This window comes from Acidovorax facilis, assembly GCF_050626955.1.
GTDB classification, from domain to species: domain Bacteria; phylum Pseudomonadota; class Gammaproteobacteria; order Burkholderiales; family Burkholderiaceae_C; genus Acidovorax; species Acidovorax facilis.
Genome location: NZ_CP192460.1, coordinates 778804 through 793955, shown reverse-complemented (window position 1 = coordinate 793955; position 15152 = coordinate 778804). Strand labels below are relative to the sequence as shown.

Below are 15152 nucleotides of genomic sequence, written 5' to 3'. Positions count from 1 at the left end.
ATGGACCTGCAAGAATCCTTCGAGGCGCTCGACTCCCGAGCCCCGGACACCTATGCCCAGGCCGTAGAGGCCTATTGCGACGGCATTTTGCGGCTGCACTGGAACGAGCGCCTCATCAACAAGATCTTTGGCCGGGCACTCCAGTCGCATGCGGCGGGGCGGCTGGTGGTGCAGCACTACCAATGGCAATTGCGGGGGGCCCCCCGGCCCACACTGGCACTGCTGCAGCGGCGCATGCCCGGGGGCGCGCGCACGCTGGCCACGTTCTTTGCGGTGCTGCGCCTTGCCGGTATGGTGGCGGTGGACATTGACCCCGACGACCGCCGGGTGCGCTACCTGGTGCCCACCCCCCGGCTGCTGGACGGCCTGCGCACCTGGGTGCGGCACCACCTGCACTGCGCTGAGGCCCTGGGCGCCCTGCCCCCAGGCCATGCACAGCGGCTGGACAGCGATACGGACTACTTTGCCGCCTTTCTGGCCGGGGCCGACCACATCCTGGATCGCCTGGCCGAAACCCGGGGCCGGTTTGGCGGCTGGGACTGGTTTGACCAGCGCGACGGCGGTGGCCGCATTGCCATGCTGCTGTTGCGCGAACACTGCCGGGTGCACCGCCCTGGAGAAGAAGGGTCCACGCCGTTTCCCCTGCGGGCCAGCGAGCTTGCGCAGCGCCTGGGTTTTTCGCACTCGCATGTGCGCAACCTGGTCAATGAAGCCACAGCGCAGGGCCACCTCACCCAGGACGCGCCCCGGGGCCTCGTCGCGCTCACACCCCGCTTTCAGGCGGAGCTGCAAATCTGGCTGCAGCACCTGCTGGGCTGGTTTGCAGAGACAGCGGCCATGGCGCAGCACCACCTGCACGCCCGCTCACAAGCACCCACGCACAATAAGGCCGCTGGTGTGCACAACCCCTGACTGCACCGCTCTGGCGGGCTTTTTTTTACTGCCCCCGAACCGCGCCCACCACCCAACAAGCCATGTACGACGACAACCAGATCCACGTGCCGCCCTCCTTCATGGCGGTGTACACCGACACCCGAGGGCGTCTGACGGAAAAGGCGGACGGCGTGCGCTCCCGCTACGAACTGTGCGAAGACCTGGCAGGCCACCTGGTGGAGCACGCGCAGACGCTGTACCACGTGCAGGCGCCTTCCGAGACCGAGATCCTGCAGCGCATCCACGCGGGGCTGTGCACGGCCGAATCTGGCGTGGCGGTGGCCGAAGCGACATGGATCGTCACCCGGCTGGCCGAGCTGCTGGTGTGGCAATGCCCCGTGCTGGTTCCGCCGCAGCCTGAATCTGCAGCCGACGCGGCCCAGCCACCGCAGGCAGGCTGACCAACCTTGGGACACGGTGCGCGCTTGGCTATACTGCGGCCCATGTCCACGCACACCCCCTTTGCCATGACCGCCGCACCTGCGGTGGCGTTGCAGTGCGTGGGCAAAACCAAAAAACCAGAGCTCATCTGACCGGAGCTGTGGTTCCGTCCGGATGAGCGACGGAACCACCTGGTAGAGAAATTTCCTTTTCTCGTTTCACTCCCCGGCATTCCGCGCGCGCTCCCTCCGGACGGTTCTTCCCCTGGTCGAACCCCGAAAGGACGCTTCGCATGTCTGCCACCGATACCGCTACCTCCCACCAGCCGCTGTTCAGCGGGCTCTGGATCGCCTTGGTCACACCGTTCAAGGACGGCGCCGTGGACCACCCGGCCCTTGCCGCCCTCACCACCCGGCTGCGTGCCGACGGCGTTGCGGGCTTCGTTGCCTGCGGCTCGACCGGTGAGGCCGCGGCCCTCGACAAGGCCGAGCAACTGCAGGTACTGGAGACCGTGCTCAGCGCCGCCCAGGGTTTGCCCGTGGTGATGGGCGTATCGGGCTACCACCAGGGCCAGGTGCTGGAACAGGTGTGGACCCTTGCACACTACCCGGTTGCAGGTCTGCTGGTGTCCGCCCCGCACTACATCCGCCCCTCGCAGGAGGGCCTGCTGCACTGGTTCCGCACCCTGGCCGACGCCAGCGCGGTGCCCCTGCTGATCTACGACATTCCGTACCGCACGGGCGCCACGCTCACCACCGAGACGCTGCTGGCGCTGGCGGCGCATCCGCGCATAGAGGCCATCAAGGACTGCGGCGGCAACACGGCCAAGACGCAGGCCCTGATCGCCGATGGACGTCTGCAGGTGCTGACCGGTGAAGACGCGCAGATCTTCCATACGCTGGCCCTCGGCGGTGCAGGCGCCATCTCTGCCTGTGCACACTGGCAGACGCCGCGTTTTGTGGAGTTGATGGCATTGCTGCGCCTGGGCGACCTGCCTGCAGCCCGCCACTTGTGGCAGGCCTTGCAACCCTGGGTGGAAGCGTGTTTTGCAGAGCCCAACCCTGCCCCGCTCAAGGCCATGCTGGCGCATGCAGGGTGGATGCGCAGCGAACTGCGCGCGCCGATGATGCCGGCCTCGGAGGCGCTGCAGGATCGTTTGAGGGCGCTTTGAGGTGACGTGCCAGAGCGTGCGAGAGCGCCCCGGCTAACCGCCCGTCACCGGCGGGAAAAAAGCCACCTCGGCCCCATCGGCCAGGGTGGCGGATTCATCGCTCAAGGTCTGGTTGAGTGCCATGCGCACGGCCCGGCCACGCGCGAGGCTGCTGGCATGGGCGCCGCCGCGTGCAATAAGCTCATCGCGCAGGGCACCCAGCGTGGTGGCAGCGGTATCGACCGCTTCGCTGCCTTGCCCAATGGCCTCGCGGATGGAGGCAAAGTAGCGCACGGTGACCGTCATGACAAAAGCTCCGAAAAGGCAATCAACCGCACCGTGTCGCCGGATGCAATCGTCTGGCCCGCCGGGTTGTCCACCACACCATCACCCCAGGCGGCCGAAGTGAGCACGCCCGAACTCTGGTTGTGAAACAGATCCAGCCCACCTGCCGCGTTGTGGCGCACGCGCAGAAACTCGCGGCGTTTATCGGCCTTGGGCCAGGTGAAATCAGCGCGAGCAGCTATGGGTTGAGGAGCAACGTCCACCACACCCTGCAGCCGCAGCACAAACGGGCGCACCAGCAGCGCAAAGGTCAGAAAGCTCGACACCGGGTTGCCGGGCAGGCCCATGAAGTGGGCAGCACCACCGTCACGCGGGATCTGGCCATAGGCAAACGGCTTGCCGGGCTTCATGGCGATCTGCCACAGGTCGAGCGTGCCCAGCGACTCGACGGCGGGCTTGATGTGGTCTTCCTCGCCCACACTCACGCCGCCGCTGGTCAGGATCAGGTCGTGTGCGCTGCTGGCTTGGCGCAGGGCGTCGATGGTGGCGTCGCGCCGGTCGGGCACGATGCCAAAGTCCGTCACCTCGCAGCCCAGGCGCAGCAGCATGGCGCGCAGGAAAAAGCGGTTGCTGTTGTAAATGGCACCAGGGCGCATTTGCTCAGGCGGCACCTCGCCGGGCATGACCAGTTCATCGCCCGTGGAGAACAGCGCCACGCGGGGGCGGCAGGCCACCTGCAGTTCGTGCAAGCCGATGCTGGCGGCCAGGCCCAGCTCGGCCGGGGTCAGGCGTGTGCCGGCCGACAGCACCACGGCACCCCGGGTGATGTCCTCGCCCGCGCGGCGGATCCACTGGCCCTGTGGGGGCACGGCGTTGATGCGCACCTGGCCCAGGCCGTCGCCCGTGGCGAGGGCTTCGCAGTCTTCCTGCATCAGGATGGCATCCGCCCCCTCGGGCACAGGCGCGCCGGTGAAGATGCGAGCGGCGGTGCCCGGCAAGAGCGGATCACCCGCGCTGCCCGCAGCAATGCGCTGCGAAACAGGCAAGGTGATCGGCAGCGCCACACCCACGGCCGCCACATCGGCGCAGCGCACGGCGTAGCCGTCCATGGAGCTGTTGTCCTGCGGCGGCACCTGCAGGGCCGAAACACAGTTTTGCGCCAGCACGCGGCCGTCCGCGTCAAACGTGGTGACCGTATCGACCTCTGGCAACGGTGTGGCCTTGGCCAACAGGTCGGCCAGCGCCTCGTCGAGCGGCTTCAGGGGCTTCATTGGGGGGCGCATGGCACCAGGCCTCCGTGCAGATCCCAGTTGTACTCAAAGCGGTGTTCGTATTGGAGCAGCCAGTCCACCACCTGCGCCGGGCTGTTGAGGTCTAGCAGGGGCAACTGGGTGGGCACAGGCAGGCCCTGCGGTGCATCGGTGGCCACGGCGACCACAAAATCGTCTTCGGGGTAGCGCACGGGCTTGGCCACCTGGCCGGGTTCGGGGGCACGCCAGACCTCGATCTTGAGCAGGTCGCTGTCCTTGAAGCCCTCCACCAGCACCCAGTCCACGCCCTGGTACAGCTCGGCCAGCAGGTGGTGCACGCTGAGCGTGGCGGGCTGCTCGAACTCGCGCACCAGCATGAGGCGCTTGTCCGATGCCGCGACCACCTCGAAGGCCCCTGCCTCGCGGTGGCGGTAGGTGTCCTTGCCCGGGTGGTCGATGTCGAAACTATGGTGGGCATGTTTGACCACCGACACGCGCAACCCCCGCAGCCGCAGCTCGGGGATCAACTGCTCGACCAGCGTGGTCTTGCCACTGCCGGAAAAACCGGCAAAACCGACAACCTTCATCCACTGCTCCTTGGTTAGCTATTGTATTTATAGCTGCTAACGCTTACCAGACAAGCGCCAGGGGCATTTTTAGTTCAAACCCAGTATCCTGAGCCGCTCCCGCATCCGCAGCGACAGAGCGGCTACGGATTGCCCACCCTAGAGGGCGGGCGTGCAGTGGCGCTCGATGTATTGCTTGACCAACTGCACGTTGGCAGGCATCACCTGCACGCGCTTGGGCAGGTCTTCGATGCCCGCGAACTTGGCGGGCCGCTCGGGCGCATGGCCCAGGGCTTCGACGATGGTCTCGGCAAACTTGATGGGCAGCGCGGTCTCCAGCACGATCATGGGCACCTTGGGGTCCTGGTGGTGTTCGCGCGCCACCTTCACGCCGTCGGCCGTGTGGGTGTCGATGGTGACGCCGTGGCGCTCGAAGTTGTCCTTGATGGTGGCCAGGCGGTCGGCGTGGGTGCTCTTGCCGCTTTCAAAACCGTATTTGGTGGCGGCATCGGCAAACAGCGGTTCGGCGCTCAAGTCGAACCTGCCATAGGCGGGCAGCGCTTTGGCAAACAACGCGTTCGTGCGCTGGCCGTTGCGGCCCAGCAGGTCAAAGATGAACCGCTCGAAATTGCTGGCCTTGCTGATATCCATCGAGGGGCTCGATGTCTCGTGCGTGTCGGCTGCGGCGCGCACGCGGTAGGCGCCGGTGCGGAAGAACTCGTCGAGCACGTCGTTCTCGTTCGTGGCCACCACCAGCTTGCCAATGGGCAGGCCCATCATGCGCGCCACATGGCCCGCACACACGTTGCCAAAGTTGCCGCTGGGCACCGTGAAGCTGACCTTCTGGTCGTTGGTCTCGGTGGCCTGGATGTAGCCCGCGAAGTAGTACACCACCTGCGCCAGCAGGCGCGCCCAGTTGATGGAGTTGACGGTGCCAATCTTGTACTTGCGCTTGAAGGCCAGGTCGTTGCTGACGGCCTTGACGATGTCCTGGCAGTCGTCGAACACGCCTTCGATGGCGATGTTGTGGATGTTCTCGTCCTGCAGGCTGAACATTTGCGCCTGCTGGAACGCGCTCATTCGGCCGTGCGGGCTGGTCATGAAGACGCGCACGCCCTTTTTGCCGCGCATGGCGTACTCGGCCGCGCTGCCGGTGTCGCCGCTGGTGGCGCCCAGGATGTTGAGCTCTTCACCCCGGCGGTTCAGTTCGTATTCGAACAGGTTGCCCAGCAATTGCATCGCCATGTCTTTGAAGGCCAGCGTGGGGCCGTTGGACAGGGCTTCGAGCCACAGGCCGTCTTCGAGGTGGCGCAGGGGCACGATCTCGCCCGTGCCAAACACCTCGGCTGTGTACGTCTTGGCGCACAGGGCCTTCAGGTCAGCGGCGGGGATGTCATCGATGTAGAGCGACAGGATCTGAAACGCCAGCTCGGCGTAGCCTTGCTCGTGGTAAGCCTTGCGCAGCTTTGTCAGCATCGCGTCGCTGACCTGCGGGTAGTGCTCGGGCAGGTACAGGCCGCCATCGGGCGCCAGGCCTTCGAGCAGGATGTCGCAGAAATGCTTGCGGTCGGCGTGGCCGCGTGTGGAGATGTACAGCATCAGTTCAGTTCCTCCTTGCGGATGCGCGTGATGGGCGCCAGCACCGTGGGCAGGGCCTGCATCTGGGCGATCACGGCGTCCATGGTGCCTTCGCGGGTGTCGTGGGTCAGGATGATCAGGTCCGTTTGCGTAGATCCTTCACCACCGACTTCGTCAGCCTCACGCTGCAATACTGCGTCGATGCTCACACCGGCCTCGGCCAACAGGCCGGTGACCTTGGCCAGCACACCGGCCTGGTCGGCCACGCGCAGGCGCAGGTAGTAGCTGGTGACCACTTCGCTCATCGGCAGCACGGGCAGCGTGTCCATGGCATCGGCCAGCGTGTTGGCCTGGAAGGCCAGGTGCGGCACGCGGTGCTCAGGGTCGGCCGTGTGCAGGCGCGCAATGTCCACCAGATCGGCAATGACGGCGCTGGCGGTGGGCTCGCTGCCCGCACCCTTGCCGTAGTACAGCGTGGTGCCCACGGCATCGCCCTGCACCACCACGGCGTTCATGGCGCCTTCGACGTTGGCGATCAGGCGCTTGGAGGGCACGAGGCTCGGGTGAACGCGCAGTTCGATGCCCTTGTCCGCGCGCTTCGTGATGCCCAGCAGCTTGATGCGGTAGCCCAGTTGCTCGGCGTACTTGATGTCGGCCGCGCCGAGCTTGGTGATGCCTTCGACATAGGCCTTGTCAAACTGCACGGGGATGCCAAACGCAATGGCACTCATCAGCGTGACCTTGTGCGCGGCGTCCACGCCTTCGATGTCGAAGGTGGGGTCGGCCTCGGCGTAGCCCAGGCGCTGTGCTTCCTTGAGCACCACATCAAAGTCTAGCCCCTTGCTGCGCATCTCGGACAGGATGAAATTGGTGGTGCCGTTGATGATGCCGGCGATCCACTGGATGCGGTTGGCGGTGAGGCCTTCGCGCAGCGCCTTGATGATGGGGATGCCCCCCGCCACGGCTGCCTCAAAGGCCACCATCACGCCCTTGGCCGATGCAGCCGCGAAGATCTCGGTGCCGTGCACGGCCAGCAGCGCCTTGTTGGCGGTGACCACATGCTTGCCAGCGGCGATGGCTTCAAGCACGAGCGCGCGGGCGATGCCATAGCCACCAATCAGTTCGATGACGATGTCGATGTCAGGGTTGGCAATGATGGCGCGGGCGTCGTTGACGACCTGGATGTCAGCACCCACTACCGCCTTGGCTCGCTCCACGTCCAGATCGGCCACCATGGTGATCTCAATGCCACGGCCAGCGCGGCGGCTGATCTCGTCCTGGTTGCGCGCGAGCACGTTGAACACGCCGCTGCCGACGGTGCCGATGCCCAGAAGGCCTACTTGGATGGGTTTCATGGGATTTTTATCAGTCAAAATGGGCTCTGGCGCTTATCCATCAAGCGCTAGCAGCTATGAAAAAATGAGTTTCTGCACCACTCAACGTGCAAGTTACGCAGCCGCCGCCATTTGTACGCGCTTGCGGTATTGCTCCAGGAAGCGCGCCACGCGGCCGATGGCGTCGCGCAGATCGTCTTCGTGTGGCAGGAACACGATGCGGAAATGGTCCGGCGCCGCCCAGTTGAAGCCTGTGCCCTGCACCAGCATGACCTTGGTCTCCTGCAGCAGTTCCAGGAAGAACTGCTGGTCGTCCTCGATGGGATACACGGCAGGGTCGAGGCGCGGAAACATGTAGAGCGCCGCCTGGGGCTTCACGCAGGTCACGCCCGGGATGGCCGTGATCAGCTCGTACGCCAGATCACGCTGCTTGCGCAGGCGGCCGCCCTCGCCTACCAGCTCATTGATGCTCTGGTAGCCACCCAGCGCCGTCTGCACCGCCCACTGGCCGGGCACGTTGGCGCACAGGCGCATGTTCGAGAGCATGTTCAGGCCCTCGATGTAGTCCTTGGCGGGCTTCTTGTCGCCCGACACCACCATCCAGCCCGCGCGGTAGCCACATGAGCGGTAGCTCTTGGACAGCGAATTGAAGGTGAGTGTGAGCACATCCTCGCTCAGCGAGCCAATGGCCGTGTGTTTGGCGCCGTCGTACAGCACCTTGTCATACACCTCGTCGGCAAAGATGACCAGGCCATGCTCACGTGCAATGGCGACGATGCCCTTGAGCAATTCGTCCGAATACAGCGCGCCCGTCGGGTTGTTGGGATTGATGACCACGATGCCCTTGGTGCGGGGCGTGATCTTGGCGCGGATATCCTGAAGGTTGGGCATCCAGCCATTGGCTTCATCGCACACATAGTGCACGGGCGTGCCGCCCGACAGGCTGGCAGCGGCGGTCCACAGGGGGTAGTCGGGCGAAGGCAGCAGCAGCTCGTCGCCGTTGTCCAGCAGTGCATTGGTGGCCATCACGATCAGCTCGCTGGCACCGTTGCCCAGGTAGATGTCGTCCAGCATCACACCCTTGATGCCCTGCTTTTGGGTCTCGTGCATGACGGCCTTGCGCGCCGCAAAGATACCCTTGCTGTCCGAGTAACCCGCCGAATTGGGCAGGTTGCGGATCATGTCCAGCTGAATCTCTTCCGGCGCATCAAAACCGAACACCGCCAGGTTGCCGATGTTGAGCTTGATGATCTTGTGGCCGTCTTCCTCCATCTGCTTGGCCGCGTCCATGATGGGCCCCCGGATGTCATAGCAGACGTTGGCGAGCTTGGCGGATTTTTGGACGGTTTTCATGCGCTGACGGTGGTGCAGTGGGGTCAGGTGGCGGCCAGAGCGGCTGGCACCTTGGCGAAACCTATAATTTGACCACAGATCACAAGCGCGCCCAGGCCCTGCGCCGGGCCTACCCGCAGCGCCACCGCCTGCAACCGACGCCAACACCCATGAAATTCCAGCCCGACCGCTCGAACGCACAAACCATCAGCGGCTACGGCCCCGGCTGGATCGGCGTGGATGCCGAGAAGATCACGCACAGCGTCATCATCGGCTCGTCGGGGCTGCGCCAGGCCTGGCCCTGCACGCGCTTTGAAGACCTGACCCCCGAACATTTCGCGCAATTGGCAGCCCTGGAGACAGAGCTGGTCATTTTTGGCAGCGGCACACGCAACCGGTTCCCGCCACCGGCGTGGCTGGCGCCGCTCATCGCCCGCCGGCTGGGGCTGGAAACCATGGACACCCCTGCCGCCTGCCGCACGTACAACATCCTGGCCAGTGAAGGGCGCAACGTGGTGGCAGCACTGATTCTGGAAGCCTGAGCTACAGGCCCGCAACCGCCGCGGCAAGCTGCAAATCCGGCGCTTGCACCTATGCAAGCCCTTGCCTAAATGCCCGCCACTGCGGGCCGGACACACTGTCTTACATTTGGCCGAAGAGTGAATTCGGGGTAAAATCGCCGGTTGCGGTCGGGGGCACCACCAAGAGCAATAACACACTAGCTCCCCCGGCTTACCAACGACTACATCCTGAGAGATTGAAGTGATATGGCGATCGTTGTCAACAAACCCCTCCCTGAATTTGAAGCCAACGCTACCGGTGGACTCAAGGTCTCCAACACCTCCCACCTTGGCCAAATTCTGGTTCTCTACTTCTATCCCAAGGACAACACGCCTGGCTGCACTACGGAGGCCATGCAGTTTCGCGACAAGTACAAGGACTTCGTGAAGGCAGGCGCTGCCGTGTTCGGCGTGTCCCGCGACAATATGAAGTCGCACGACGAATTCAAGGAAAAGCTGGAACTGCCCTTCGAACTCATCGCCGACACCGAAGAAAAGATGTGCCACATGTTCGGTGTGGTCAAGAACAAGATCATGTACGGCAAGAAGGTCAAGGGCATTGAGCGCAGCACCTTCCTGATCGGCCCCGATGGCCTGCTGGTGCAAGAGTGGCGCGGCCTCAAGGTTCCCGGCCACGTGGACGAGGTCCTGAAAGCCGTCAAATCCATCAAGGCCCTGAAAAAGGCCGCCTGATCTGCACATTGGGGCATCGGCGCGACACCCCGCTTGTTTTGCCCAGGCAAGACATCCGGAGTAGGCATAATGGTTTTATGCCCCTGGTTATCGCAACGTTTGCCCTCCTCCAAAAAGCCGCCTTGGCCTCCAGGCGGCTTTTTGCTTTCTGACCCACCCGTTACCCCTTTACCGACCGAGGCCCTGCCACCATGCCCCTGCCCCCCGCCCCCAGCCGGCGCGCTGCACTCCTCGCGCCAGAAGCCTTTGAAGTCGCAGCCCGCCCCCGCGTAGCTACCACCTCGGCGAACGAAGCCGTTGCTACGCCCCAGCGCACCGCCACCGCTACAGCCCCCACCCGCGCCGGACGCAAGGCAGACAGCGTGGCCTCGTCGCTGGCAGCGCCTGACACAGCTCCATTGGTCCAGATTGAGACCCGAGCACGCACACCCCAACCCTCCGCCGCCCCCGTGGCCCGAAGCACCGGCACGCGCAAGGCACGCAGCACCGACACACCTGCCGCCGTCACCGCCAGCACCACCCCGGCCACCGCGACCACCACACGCACCCGCAAATCCGCACCGCAAGGTCCGACCAAGCTCTTTGTGCTGGACACCAACGTGCTCCTGCATGACCCAACCAGCCTCTTCCGCTTTGAAGAGCACGACATCTTCCTGCCGATGATCGTGCTGGAAGAACTGGACGGCCACAAGAAGGGCATGACCGAAGTGGCCCGCAACGGCCGCCAGGCCAGCCGCACGCTGGATGCCCTGGCTGCCGCCCAGGGCGCCGACATGGCCAAGGGCCTCAAGCTTGACTCCACCGGCCAGCGTGCTGCGGGTGGCCACCTGTTCTTCCAGACGGTGCCACTGGACTACAGCCTACCCACCAGCCTGCCCCCGGGCAAAGCCGACAACCAGATCCTGGGCGTGGTCGAAGCCCTGCGCAAGCTGCACGCACCGCGCGAAGTGGTGCTGGTCTCCAAAGACATCAACATGCGCGTCAAAGCCCGCGCGCTGGGCCTGACTGCCGAGGACTACCAGAACGACAAGACGCTGGAAGATGGCGACCTGCTCTACGCTGGCGTGCTGGCCCTGCCCCCCGACTTCTGGGCCAAGAGCGGCAAGAACGTGGAAAGCTGGCAAAGCGGCGCCCACACCTATTACCGCATTGGCGGCCCCATCGTGCCGCAGCTGATGATCAATCAGTTCGTGTACTTCGAAGCCCCCGGCGAGCCCAGCCTGTTTGCGCGCGTGAGCGAAATCCGCGAGAAAACAGCGGTACTGCAGACCCTGAAGGATTACGGTTCGGCCAAAAATGCCGTGTGGGGCGTGACCACGCGCAACCGCGAACAGAATTACGCCATGAACCTGCTCATGGACCCCGAGATCGACTTCGTGACCCTGACCGGCACGGCCGGCACCGGCAAGACCCTGCTCGCCCTGGCTGCAGGCCTGACCCAGGTGCTGGACGATCGCCGCTACACCGAGATCATCATGACCCGCGCCACGGTGAGCGTGGGCGAGGACATCGGCTTTTTGCCCGGCACCGAAGAAGAAAAGATGGGCCCCTGGATGGGCGCGCTGGACGACAACCTGGAGTTTTTGGCCAAGGGCGACGGCGGCAATGCTGGCGAGTGGGGCCGCGCTGCCACCAACGAGCTGATCCGCAGCCGCATCAAGATCAAGAGCATGAACTTCATGCGCGGGCGCACCTTCCTGAACAAGTACGTGATCATCGATGAGGCGCAGAACCTGACGCCCAAGCAAATGAAGACGCTGATCACCCGCGCCGGTCCCGGCACCAAGATCATCTGCATGGGCAACCTCGCGCAGATCGACACGCCGTACCTGACCGAAGGGTCATCCGGGCTTACCTACGCCGTGGACCGCTTCAAGGGCTGGCCGCACAGCGGGCACATCACGCTGGCGCGCGGCGAACGCTCGCGCTTGGCAGATTTCGCCAGCGAGGTGCTCTGAGTTGGCTGCAGGCTGGGTTGCAGCACTGAAGCTGGTGCCCTGGGGCGACGTCATCGAGGCGACGCCCCAGATTCTCCAGGCGGCCAAAAAGCTGCTGGGCACCACCCGAAAAGGGAACGCTGAAGCTGCTGCGGGAGCACTCGAAGGCGCTGGGGGCGAGCCCGCCATTCCCGTGGCCTTGCAGCTGGAACATCTGCGCGAGCGGGTGGCAATGCTGGAGCAGGAGCAACAGGAATCCGCCGTGCTGATCCAGTCACTGGCCGAACAGAATGCCCAGGTGGTGCAGGCGGTAGAAGTGCTGCGCCAGCGCCAGCAACGGCTCACTGTGGCTGTGGGTGTTCTTGCCGTGGGATGTGCGGGTTTGCTGGTGTGGGTGCTGCGACCCTAATGGAACTCCGACCAACACCATCTACCCCGGCCAAAAACTCCTAATTTGATAGCTACTTGCGCTTACCCAATAAGCGCTAGTGGCTATTTTTATTAGAAATCGTCGCCCGAACCCATGGCCAGGTTCTCGAAGCGCGTCTGGTTCTTCTGGAAGAACAGCTTCACAGTACCCGTGGGGCCGTTCCGCTGCTTGCCGATGATGACCTCGGCCACGTTGGGCTCCTTGGAGTCCTTGTTGTAGTAGTCGTCGCGGTAGATGAACATGATGATGTCGGCATCCTGCTCGATAGCGCCTGACTCGCGCAGGTCGGACATCATGGGGCGCTTGTCGGTGCGCTGCTCCACCGAGCGGTTGAGCTGCGACAGCGCGATCACCGGGCACTGCAGTTCCTTGGCCAGCATCTTGAGGCCCCGGGAAATTTCACCCAACTCGGTCGCCCGGTTGTCCGAACTGGCCGCCGAACCCGAGCCGCTCATCAGCTGCAAATAGTCGACCACGATCAGGCCCAGCTTGCCGCACTGGCGCGCCAGGCGCCGCGCGTTGGCGCGCAATTCACCGGGTGTGAGGCCCGGGGTTTCATCAATGTGCAGCGAGACGGTGCGCAGTTTTTCAATCGCCTCGGTCAGGCGCGGCCACTCATCATCGGTGAGCTTGCCGGTGCGCAGATTGCCCTGGTTCACCCGGCCAATCGAACCGACGATACGCACCGCCAGCTGGGCGGCGCCCATTTCCATCGAGAAGATGGCGACCGGCAGGCCCTCATTGAGCGCCACGTGCTCGGCAATGTTCACCGCGAACGAGGTCTTGCCCATGGAGGGGCGCGCTGCCAGCACCACCATGTCGCCCGCCTGCAGACCCGAGGTCATGCGGTCCAGGTCTGCAAACCCGGTGGGCACACCCGTCACATCCACAGGGTTGTCTGCCATCTCCTGCACGCGGTCGAGCAGGTCGATCACCAGCGTATCCAGCGACTGGAAACCCTGCTTGGTGCGCGAGCCTTCCTCGCCAATGGCAAAAATCTTGGACTCGGCCTCGTCCAGAATCCGTTCGACCGTCTTGCCTTGCGGGTTGAACGCGTTGGTGGAAATTTCGTCGCTGGCCGTGACCAGCTTGCGCAGGATGGCACGCTCGCGCACGATTTCCGCATAGCGGCGGATGTTGCTGGCGCTGGGTACGTATTGCGCCAGATTGTTCAGATAGGCCAGCCCGCCCATCTCTTGCACTTTGCCCTGGTTCTGCAGGTGCTCGAACACGGTGATCACGTCGGCCGGCTTGCTGGCGTTGATCAGTGCGCCGATGGCCGAGTAGATCATCTGGTGCTCATGGCGGTAGAAATGGCTTTCTACCAGCAGGTCGCCCACGCGGTCCCAGGCGTTGTTGTCCAGCAGCAACCCGCCCAGCACGCTGGACTCCGCTTCTATCGAGTGCGGCGGCACGCGCAACTGGGCGATTTCACGGTCGGGTACCGGCGTGAAGCCATCGTCAAGGGGCGGAAAAACAGCAGACATGGAATCCTCGGAGCTAACCCGGCATGCTAGCGCCCGTGCGGCGCGCCGTCATGGCACAAGTCTGTGGATAAAGTTGGGGCAACCAGTGGGTAACCATGTACAACCCAGAGCCGCACAAAAACAAAAGCCGCCCGAAGGCGGCTTTGCGTGAAACACCGAAGTGAATCTCAGGCGGTTTCGCCGTAGACCGACACGGTCACGTCCACCACCACATCGGTGTGCAGAGCCACACTGACAGTGCTTTCGCTCACGACCTTGATCGGGCCGTTGGGCAGGCGGATTTGCGACTTGGCAACCTTGTAGCCTTGCTTGCTCAGCTCTTCGGCGATGTCGTGGTTGGTCACGGAACCAAACAGACGGCCGTCCACGCCAGCCTTTTGCGTCAGCTTGACGGTGGTGCCAGCCAGCTTTTCGCCTTGGGCTTGAGCTTCTGCCAGCTTGGCAGCTGCGGCCTTTTCGAGTTCAGCGCGCTTGGCTTCGAACTCTGCCTTGGCGGCTTCCGTGGCGCGACGGGCGCGGCCAGCGGGGATCAGGAAGTTGCGGGCGTAGCCGTCTTTGACCTTGACGATTTCACCGAGGTTGCCGAGGTTCACAACCTTGTCGAGCAGGATGATTTGCATGGGTTGTGCTCCTTAGATCTTGTGCTGGTCGCTGTAAGGCACCAGGGCCAGGAAGCGAGCGCGCTTGATGGCGGTGTTCAGCTGACGCTGGAAGATGGCGCGCGTGCCGGTCAGGCGTGCGGGGATGATCTTGCCGTTTTCGGCGATGAAGTCGCGCAGCGTATCGACATCCTTGTAGTCGATTTCTTCAACACCGGTCACCGTGAAGCGGCAGAAGCGCTTGCGCTTGAACAGCAGGGACTGGGTGTTGCGCTTTGGGCGCTTGTCTTTGTTGAACTTCTTGAACGTGGCCATTGCGGACCCCTTGAAAATTAATTTTGTTGAATATCCTGGATGTGCAGCACTGCGGTCTTGCCATTGCGCGGGTTGGCCAGAAATCCATGGAAAGTCCAGAGACTTCCGATGTTCTGCCGTGCCAGTCGCTCGGCCATCGCCCCAAAGGCAATGGCTTTCATGGCAGCCTTGACTTCGCGGGGGTGGCCTGCCTCGGTTTGCTGGGACTCGTGTTCGAGGCGCAGCGTAAGGGCAGGCAATCCGGCGGGCGTGTAGCGCAGGGGTTCAGCCTCTGCGATACAGGCGGTCAAGGCAACGCGGTTCTCCACTCCAACGGGCTAGA

General features: G+C 63.9%; 17 protein-coding genes. 7 read left to right on the top strand and 10 right to left on the bottom strand.

What is annotated here, in order from left to right; translation table 11 throughout:
* The 3 genes from ACQ4MJ_RS03610 (at position 1) to dapA (ending at position 2485) form a co-directional block, all read left to right on the top strand.
* Positions 1-912: a hypothetical protein gene (locus tag ACQ4MJ_RS03610; protein ID WP_431149997.1), complete on the top strand. Its 912-nt coding sequence runs from the start codon at positions 1-3 to the stop codon at positions 910-912.
* A 62-nt stretch (positions 913-974) separates the two neighbouring features.
* Complete coding sequence (locus ACQ4MJ_RS03605) at positions 975-1334, top strand: hypothetical protein (RefSeq protein ID WP_431150000.1); 360 nt, start codon at positions 975-977, stop codon at positions 1332-1334.
* Positions 1335-1606: 272 nt separating this feature from the next.
* On the top strand, positions 1607-2485 hold the full coding sequence (gene dapA / locus ACQ4MJ_RS03600; RefSeq protein ID WP_431150002.1) for a 4-hydroxy-tetrahydrodipicolinate synthase: 879 nt from the start codon (positions 1607-1609) through the stop codon (positions 2483-2485).
* A gap of 33 nt (positions 2486-2518) precedes the next feature.
* Here dapA and moaD read toward each other — a convergent pair whose 3' ends face one another.
* The 6 genes from moaD to ACQ4MJ_RS03570 all read right to left on the bottom strand — a co-directional run bounded on the left by moaD (position 2519) and on the right by ACQ4MJ_RS03570 (position 8830).
* A complete protein-coding gene (gene moaD, locus ACQ4MJ_RS03595) occupies positions 2519-2770 on the bottom strand; it encodes a molybdopterin converting factor subunit 1 (protein WP_055393166.1) in 252 nt (83 codons plus the stop codon).
* On the bottom strand, positions 2767-4032 hold the full coding sequence (locus tag ACQ4MJ_RS03590; RefSeq protein ID WP_431150005.1) for a molybdopterin molybdotransferase MoeA: 1266 nt from the start codon (positions 4030-4032) through the stop codon (positions 2767-2769). Before ACQ4MJ_RS03590 ends, moaD begins: the two co-directional genes overlap by 4 nt.
* Positions 4017-4586 carry a molybdopterin-guanine dinucleotide biosynthesis protein B gene (gene mobB, locus ACQ4MJ_RS03585; RefSeq protein WP_121420733.1) on the bottom strand — a complete coding sequence of 190 codons (570 nt, stop codon included), beginning with the start codon at positions 4584-4586 and terminating at the stop codon, positions 4017-4019. Before mobB ends, ACQ4MJ_RS03590 begins: the two co-directional genes overlap by 16 nt.
* A 138-nt stretch (positions 4587-4724) precedes the next feature.
* Positions 4725-6164: a threonine synthase gene (thrC, locus tag ACQ4MJ_RS03580; RefSeq protein WP_431150007.1), complete on the bottom strand. Its 1440-nt coding sequence runs from the start codon at positions 6162-6164 to the stop codon at positions 4725-4727.
* Positions 6164-7498, bottom strand: coding sequence for a homoserine dehydrogenase (locus ACQ4MJ_RS03575; protein ID WP_121420735.1), 1335 nt, complete (start codon positions 7496-7498; stop codon positions 6164-6166). Before ACQ4MJ_RS03575 ends, thrC begins: the two co-directional genes overlap by 1 nt.
* Positions 7499-7591: 93 nt before the next feature.
* Positions 7592-8830 (bottom strand): pyridoxal phosphate-dependent aminotransferase, encoded by a 1239-nt coding sequence (locus tag ACQ4MJ_RS03570; protein WP_121420736.1) that lies wholly within the window; start codon positions 8828-8830, stop codon positions 7592-7594.
* Between the two features lie 149 nt (positions 8831-8979).
* Here ACQ4MJ_RS03570 and ACQ4MJ_RS03565 point away from each other — a divergent pair, with 149 nt between their 5' ends.
* The 4 genes from ACQ4MJ_RS03565 to ACQ4MJ_RS03550 all read left to right on the top strand — a co-directional run bounded on the left by ACQ4MJ_RS03565 (position 8980) and on the right by ACQ4MJ_RS03550 (position 12408).
* Complete coding sequence (locus ACQ4MJ_RS03565) at positions 8980-9351, top strand: Mth938-like domain-containing protein (protein ID WP_055393291.1); 372 nt, start codon at positions 8980-8982, stop codon at positions 9349-9351.
* A 225-nt stretch (positions 9352-9576) separates the two neighbouring features.
* The gene (locus ACQ4MJ_RS03560) at positions 9577-10062 is read left to right on the top strand and encodes a peroxiredoxin (protein WP_055393154.1); all 486 of its coding nucleotides are present in this window, start codon (positions 9577-9579) and stop codon (positions 10060-10062) included.
* Positions 10063-10253: 191 nt separating this feature from the next.
* Positions 10254-12020 (top strand): PhoH family protein, encoded by a 1767-nt coding sequence (locus ACQ4MJ_RS03555; protein ID WP_121505784.1) that lies wholly within the window; start codon positions 10254-10256, stop codon positions 12018-12020.
* A 1-nt stretch (position 12021) separates the two neighbouring features.
* Positions 12022-12408, top strand: a complete 387-nt coding sequence (locus ACQ4MJ_RS03550) for a hypothetical protein (protein WP_431150011.1) — start codon at positions 12022-12024, stop codon at positions 12406-12408.
* Positions 12409-12500: 92 nt separating this feature from the next.
* Here ACQ4MJ_RS03550 and dnaB read toward each other — a convergent pair whose 3' ends face one another.
* The 4 genes from dnaB to priB form a co-directional block, all read right to left on the bottom strand.
* Positions 12501-13916, bottom strand: coding sequence for a replicative DNA helicase (gene dnaB, locus ACQ4MJ_RS03545; protein ID WP_055399383.1), 1416 nt, complete (start codon positions 13914-13916; stop codon positions 12501-12503).
* Positions 13917-14083: 167 nt separating this feature from the next.
* Positions 14084-14536, bottom strand: a complete 453-nt coding sequence (rplI, locus tag ACQ4MJ_RS03540) for a 50S ribosomal protein L9 (RefSeq protein ID WP_055399385.1) — start codon at positions 14534-14536, stop codon at positions 14084-14086.
* A gap of 12 nt (positions 14537-14548) precedes the next feature.
* Entirely contained in the window at positions 14549-14830 is a 282-nt protein-coding gene (gene rpsR / locus ACQ4MJ_RS03535) for a 30S ribosomal protein S18 (RefSeq protein ID WP_005795932.1), read from the bottom strand.
* A gap of 17 nt (positions 14831-14847) precedes the next feature.
* Complete coding sequence (gene priB, locus ACQ4MJ_RS03530; RefSeq protein ID WP_121420739.1) at positions 14848-15138, bottom strand: primosomal replication protein N; 291 nt, start codon at positions 15136-15138, stop codon at positions 14848-14850.
* Positions 15139-15152: the final 14 nt, after the last annotated feature.

Excerpts from the sequence above, each read along its gene's own strand:
- ACQ4MJ_RS03610 (WP_431149997.1), top strand. The coding sequence starts at position 1 with ATGGACCTGCAAGAATCCTTCGAGGCGCTCGACTCCCGAGCCCCGGAC.
- ACQ4MJ_RS03605 (WP_431150000.1), top strand. The coding sequence starts at position 975 with ATGTACGACGACAACCAGATCCACGTGCCGCCCTCCTTCATGGCGGTG.
- dapA (WP_431150002.1), top strand. The coding sequence starts at position 1,607 with ATGTCTGCCACCGATACCGCTACCTCCCACCAGCCGCTGTTCAGCGGG.
- moaD (WP_055393166.1), bottom strand. The coding sequence starts at position 2,770 with ATGACGGTCACCGTGCGCTACTTTGCCTCCATCCGCGAGGCCATTGGG.
- ACQ4MJ_RS03590 (WP_431150005.1), bottom strand. The coding sequence starts at position 4,032 with ATGCGCCCCCCAATGAAGCCCCTGAAGCCGCTCGACGAGGCGCTGGCC.
- mobB (WP_121420733.1), bottom strand. The coding sequence starts at position 4,586 with ATGAAGGTTGTCGGTTTTGCCGGTTTTTCCGGCAGTGGCAAGACCACG.
- thrC (WP_431150007.1), bottom strand. The coding sequence starts at position 6,164 with ATGCTGTACATCTCCACACGCGGCCACGCCGACCGCAAGCATTTCTGC.
- ACQ4MJ_RS03575 (WP_121420735.1), bottom strand. The coding sequence starts at position 7,498 with ATGAAACCCATCCAAGTAGGCCTTCTGGGCATCGGCACCGTCGGCAGC.
- ACQ4MJ_RS03570 (WP_121420736.1), bottom strand. The coding sequence starts at position 8,830 with ATGAAAACCGTCCAAAAATCCGCCAAGCTCGCCAACGTCTGCTATGAC.
- ACQ4MJ_RS03565 (WP_055393291.1), top strand. The coding sequence starts at position 8,980 with ATGAAATTCCAGCCCGACCGCTCGAACGCACAAACCATCAGCGGCTAC.
- ACQ4MJ_RS03560 (WP_055393154.1), top strand. The coding sequence starts at position 9,577 with ATGGCGATCGTTGTCAACAAACCCCTCCCTGAATTTGAAGCCAACGCT.
- ACQ4MJ_RS03555 (WP_121505784.1), top strand. The coding sequence starts at position 10,254 with ATGCCCCTGCCCCCCGCCCCCAGCCGGCGCGCTGCACTCCTCGCGCCA.
- dnaB (WP_055399383.1), bottom strand. The coding sequence starts at position 13,916 with ATGTCTGCTGTTTTTCCGCCCCTTGACGATGGCTTCACGCCGGTACCC.
- rplI (WP_055399385.1), bottom strand. The coding sequence starts at position 14,536 with ATGCAAATCATCCTGCTCGACAAGGTTGTGAACCTCGGCAACCTCGGT.
- rpsR (WP_005795932.1), bottom strand. The coding sequence starts at position 14,830 with ATGGCCACGTTCAAGAAGTTCAACAAAGACAAGCGCCCAAAGCGCAAC.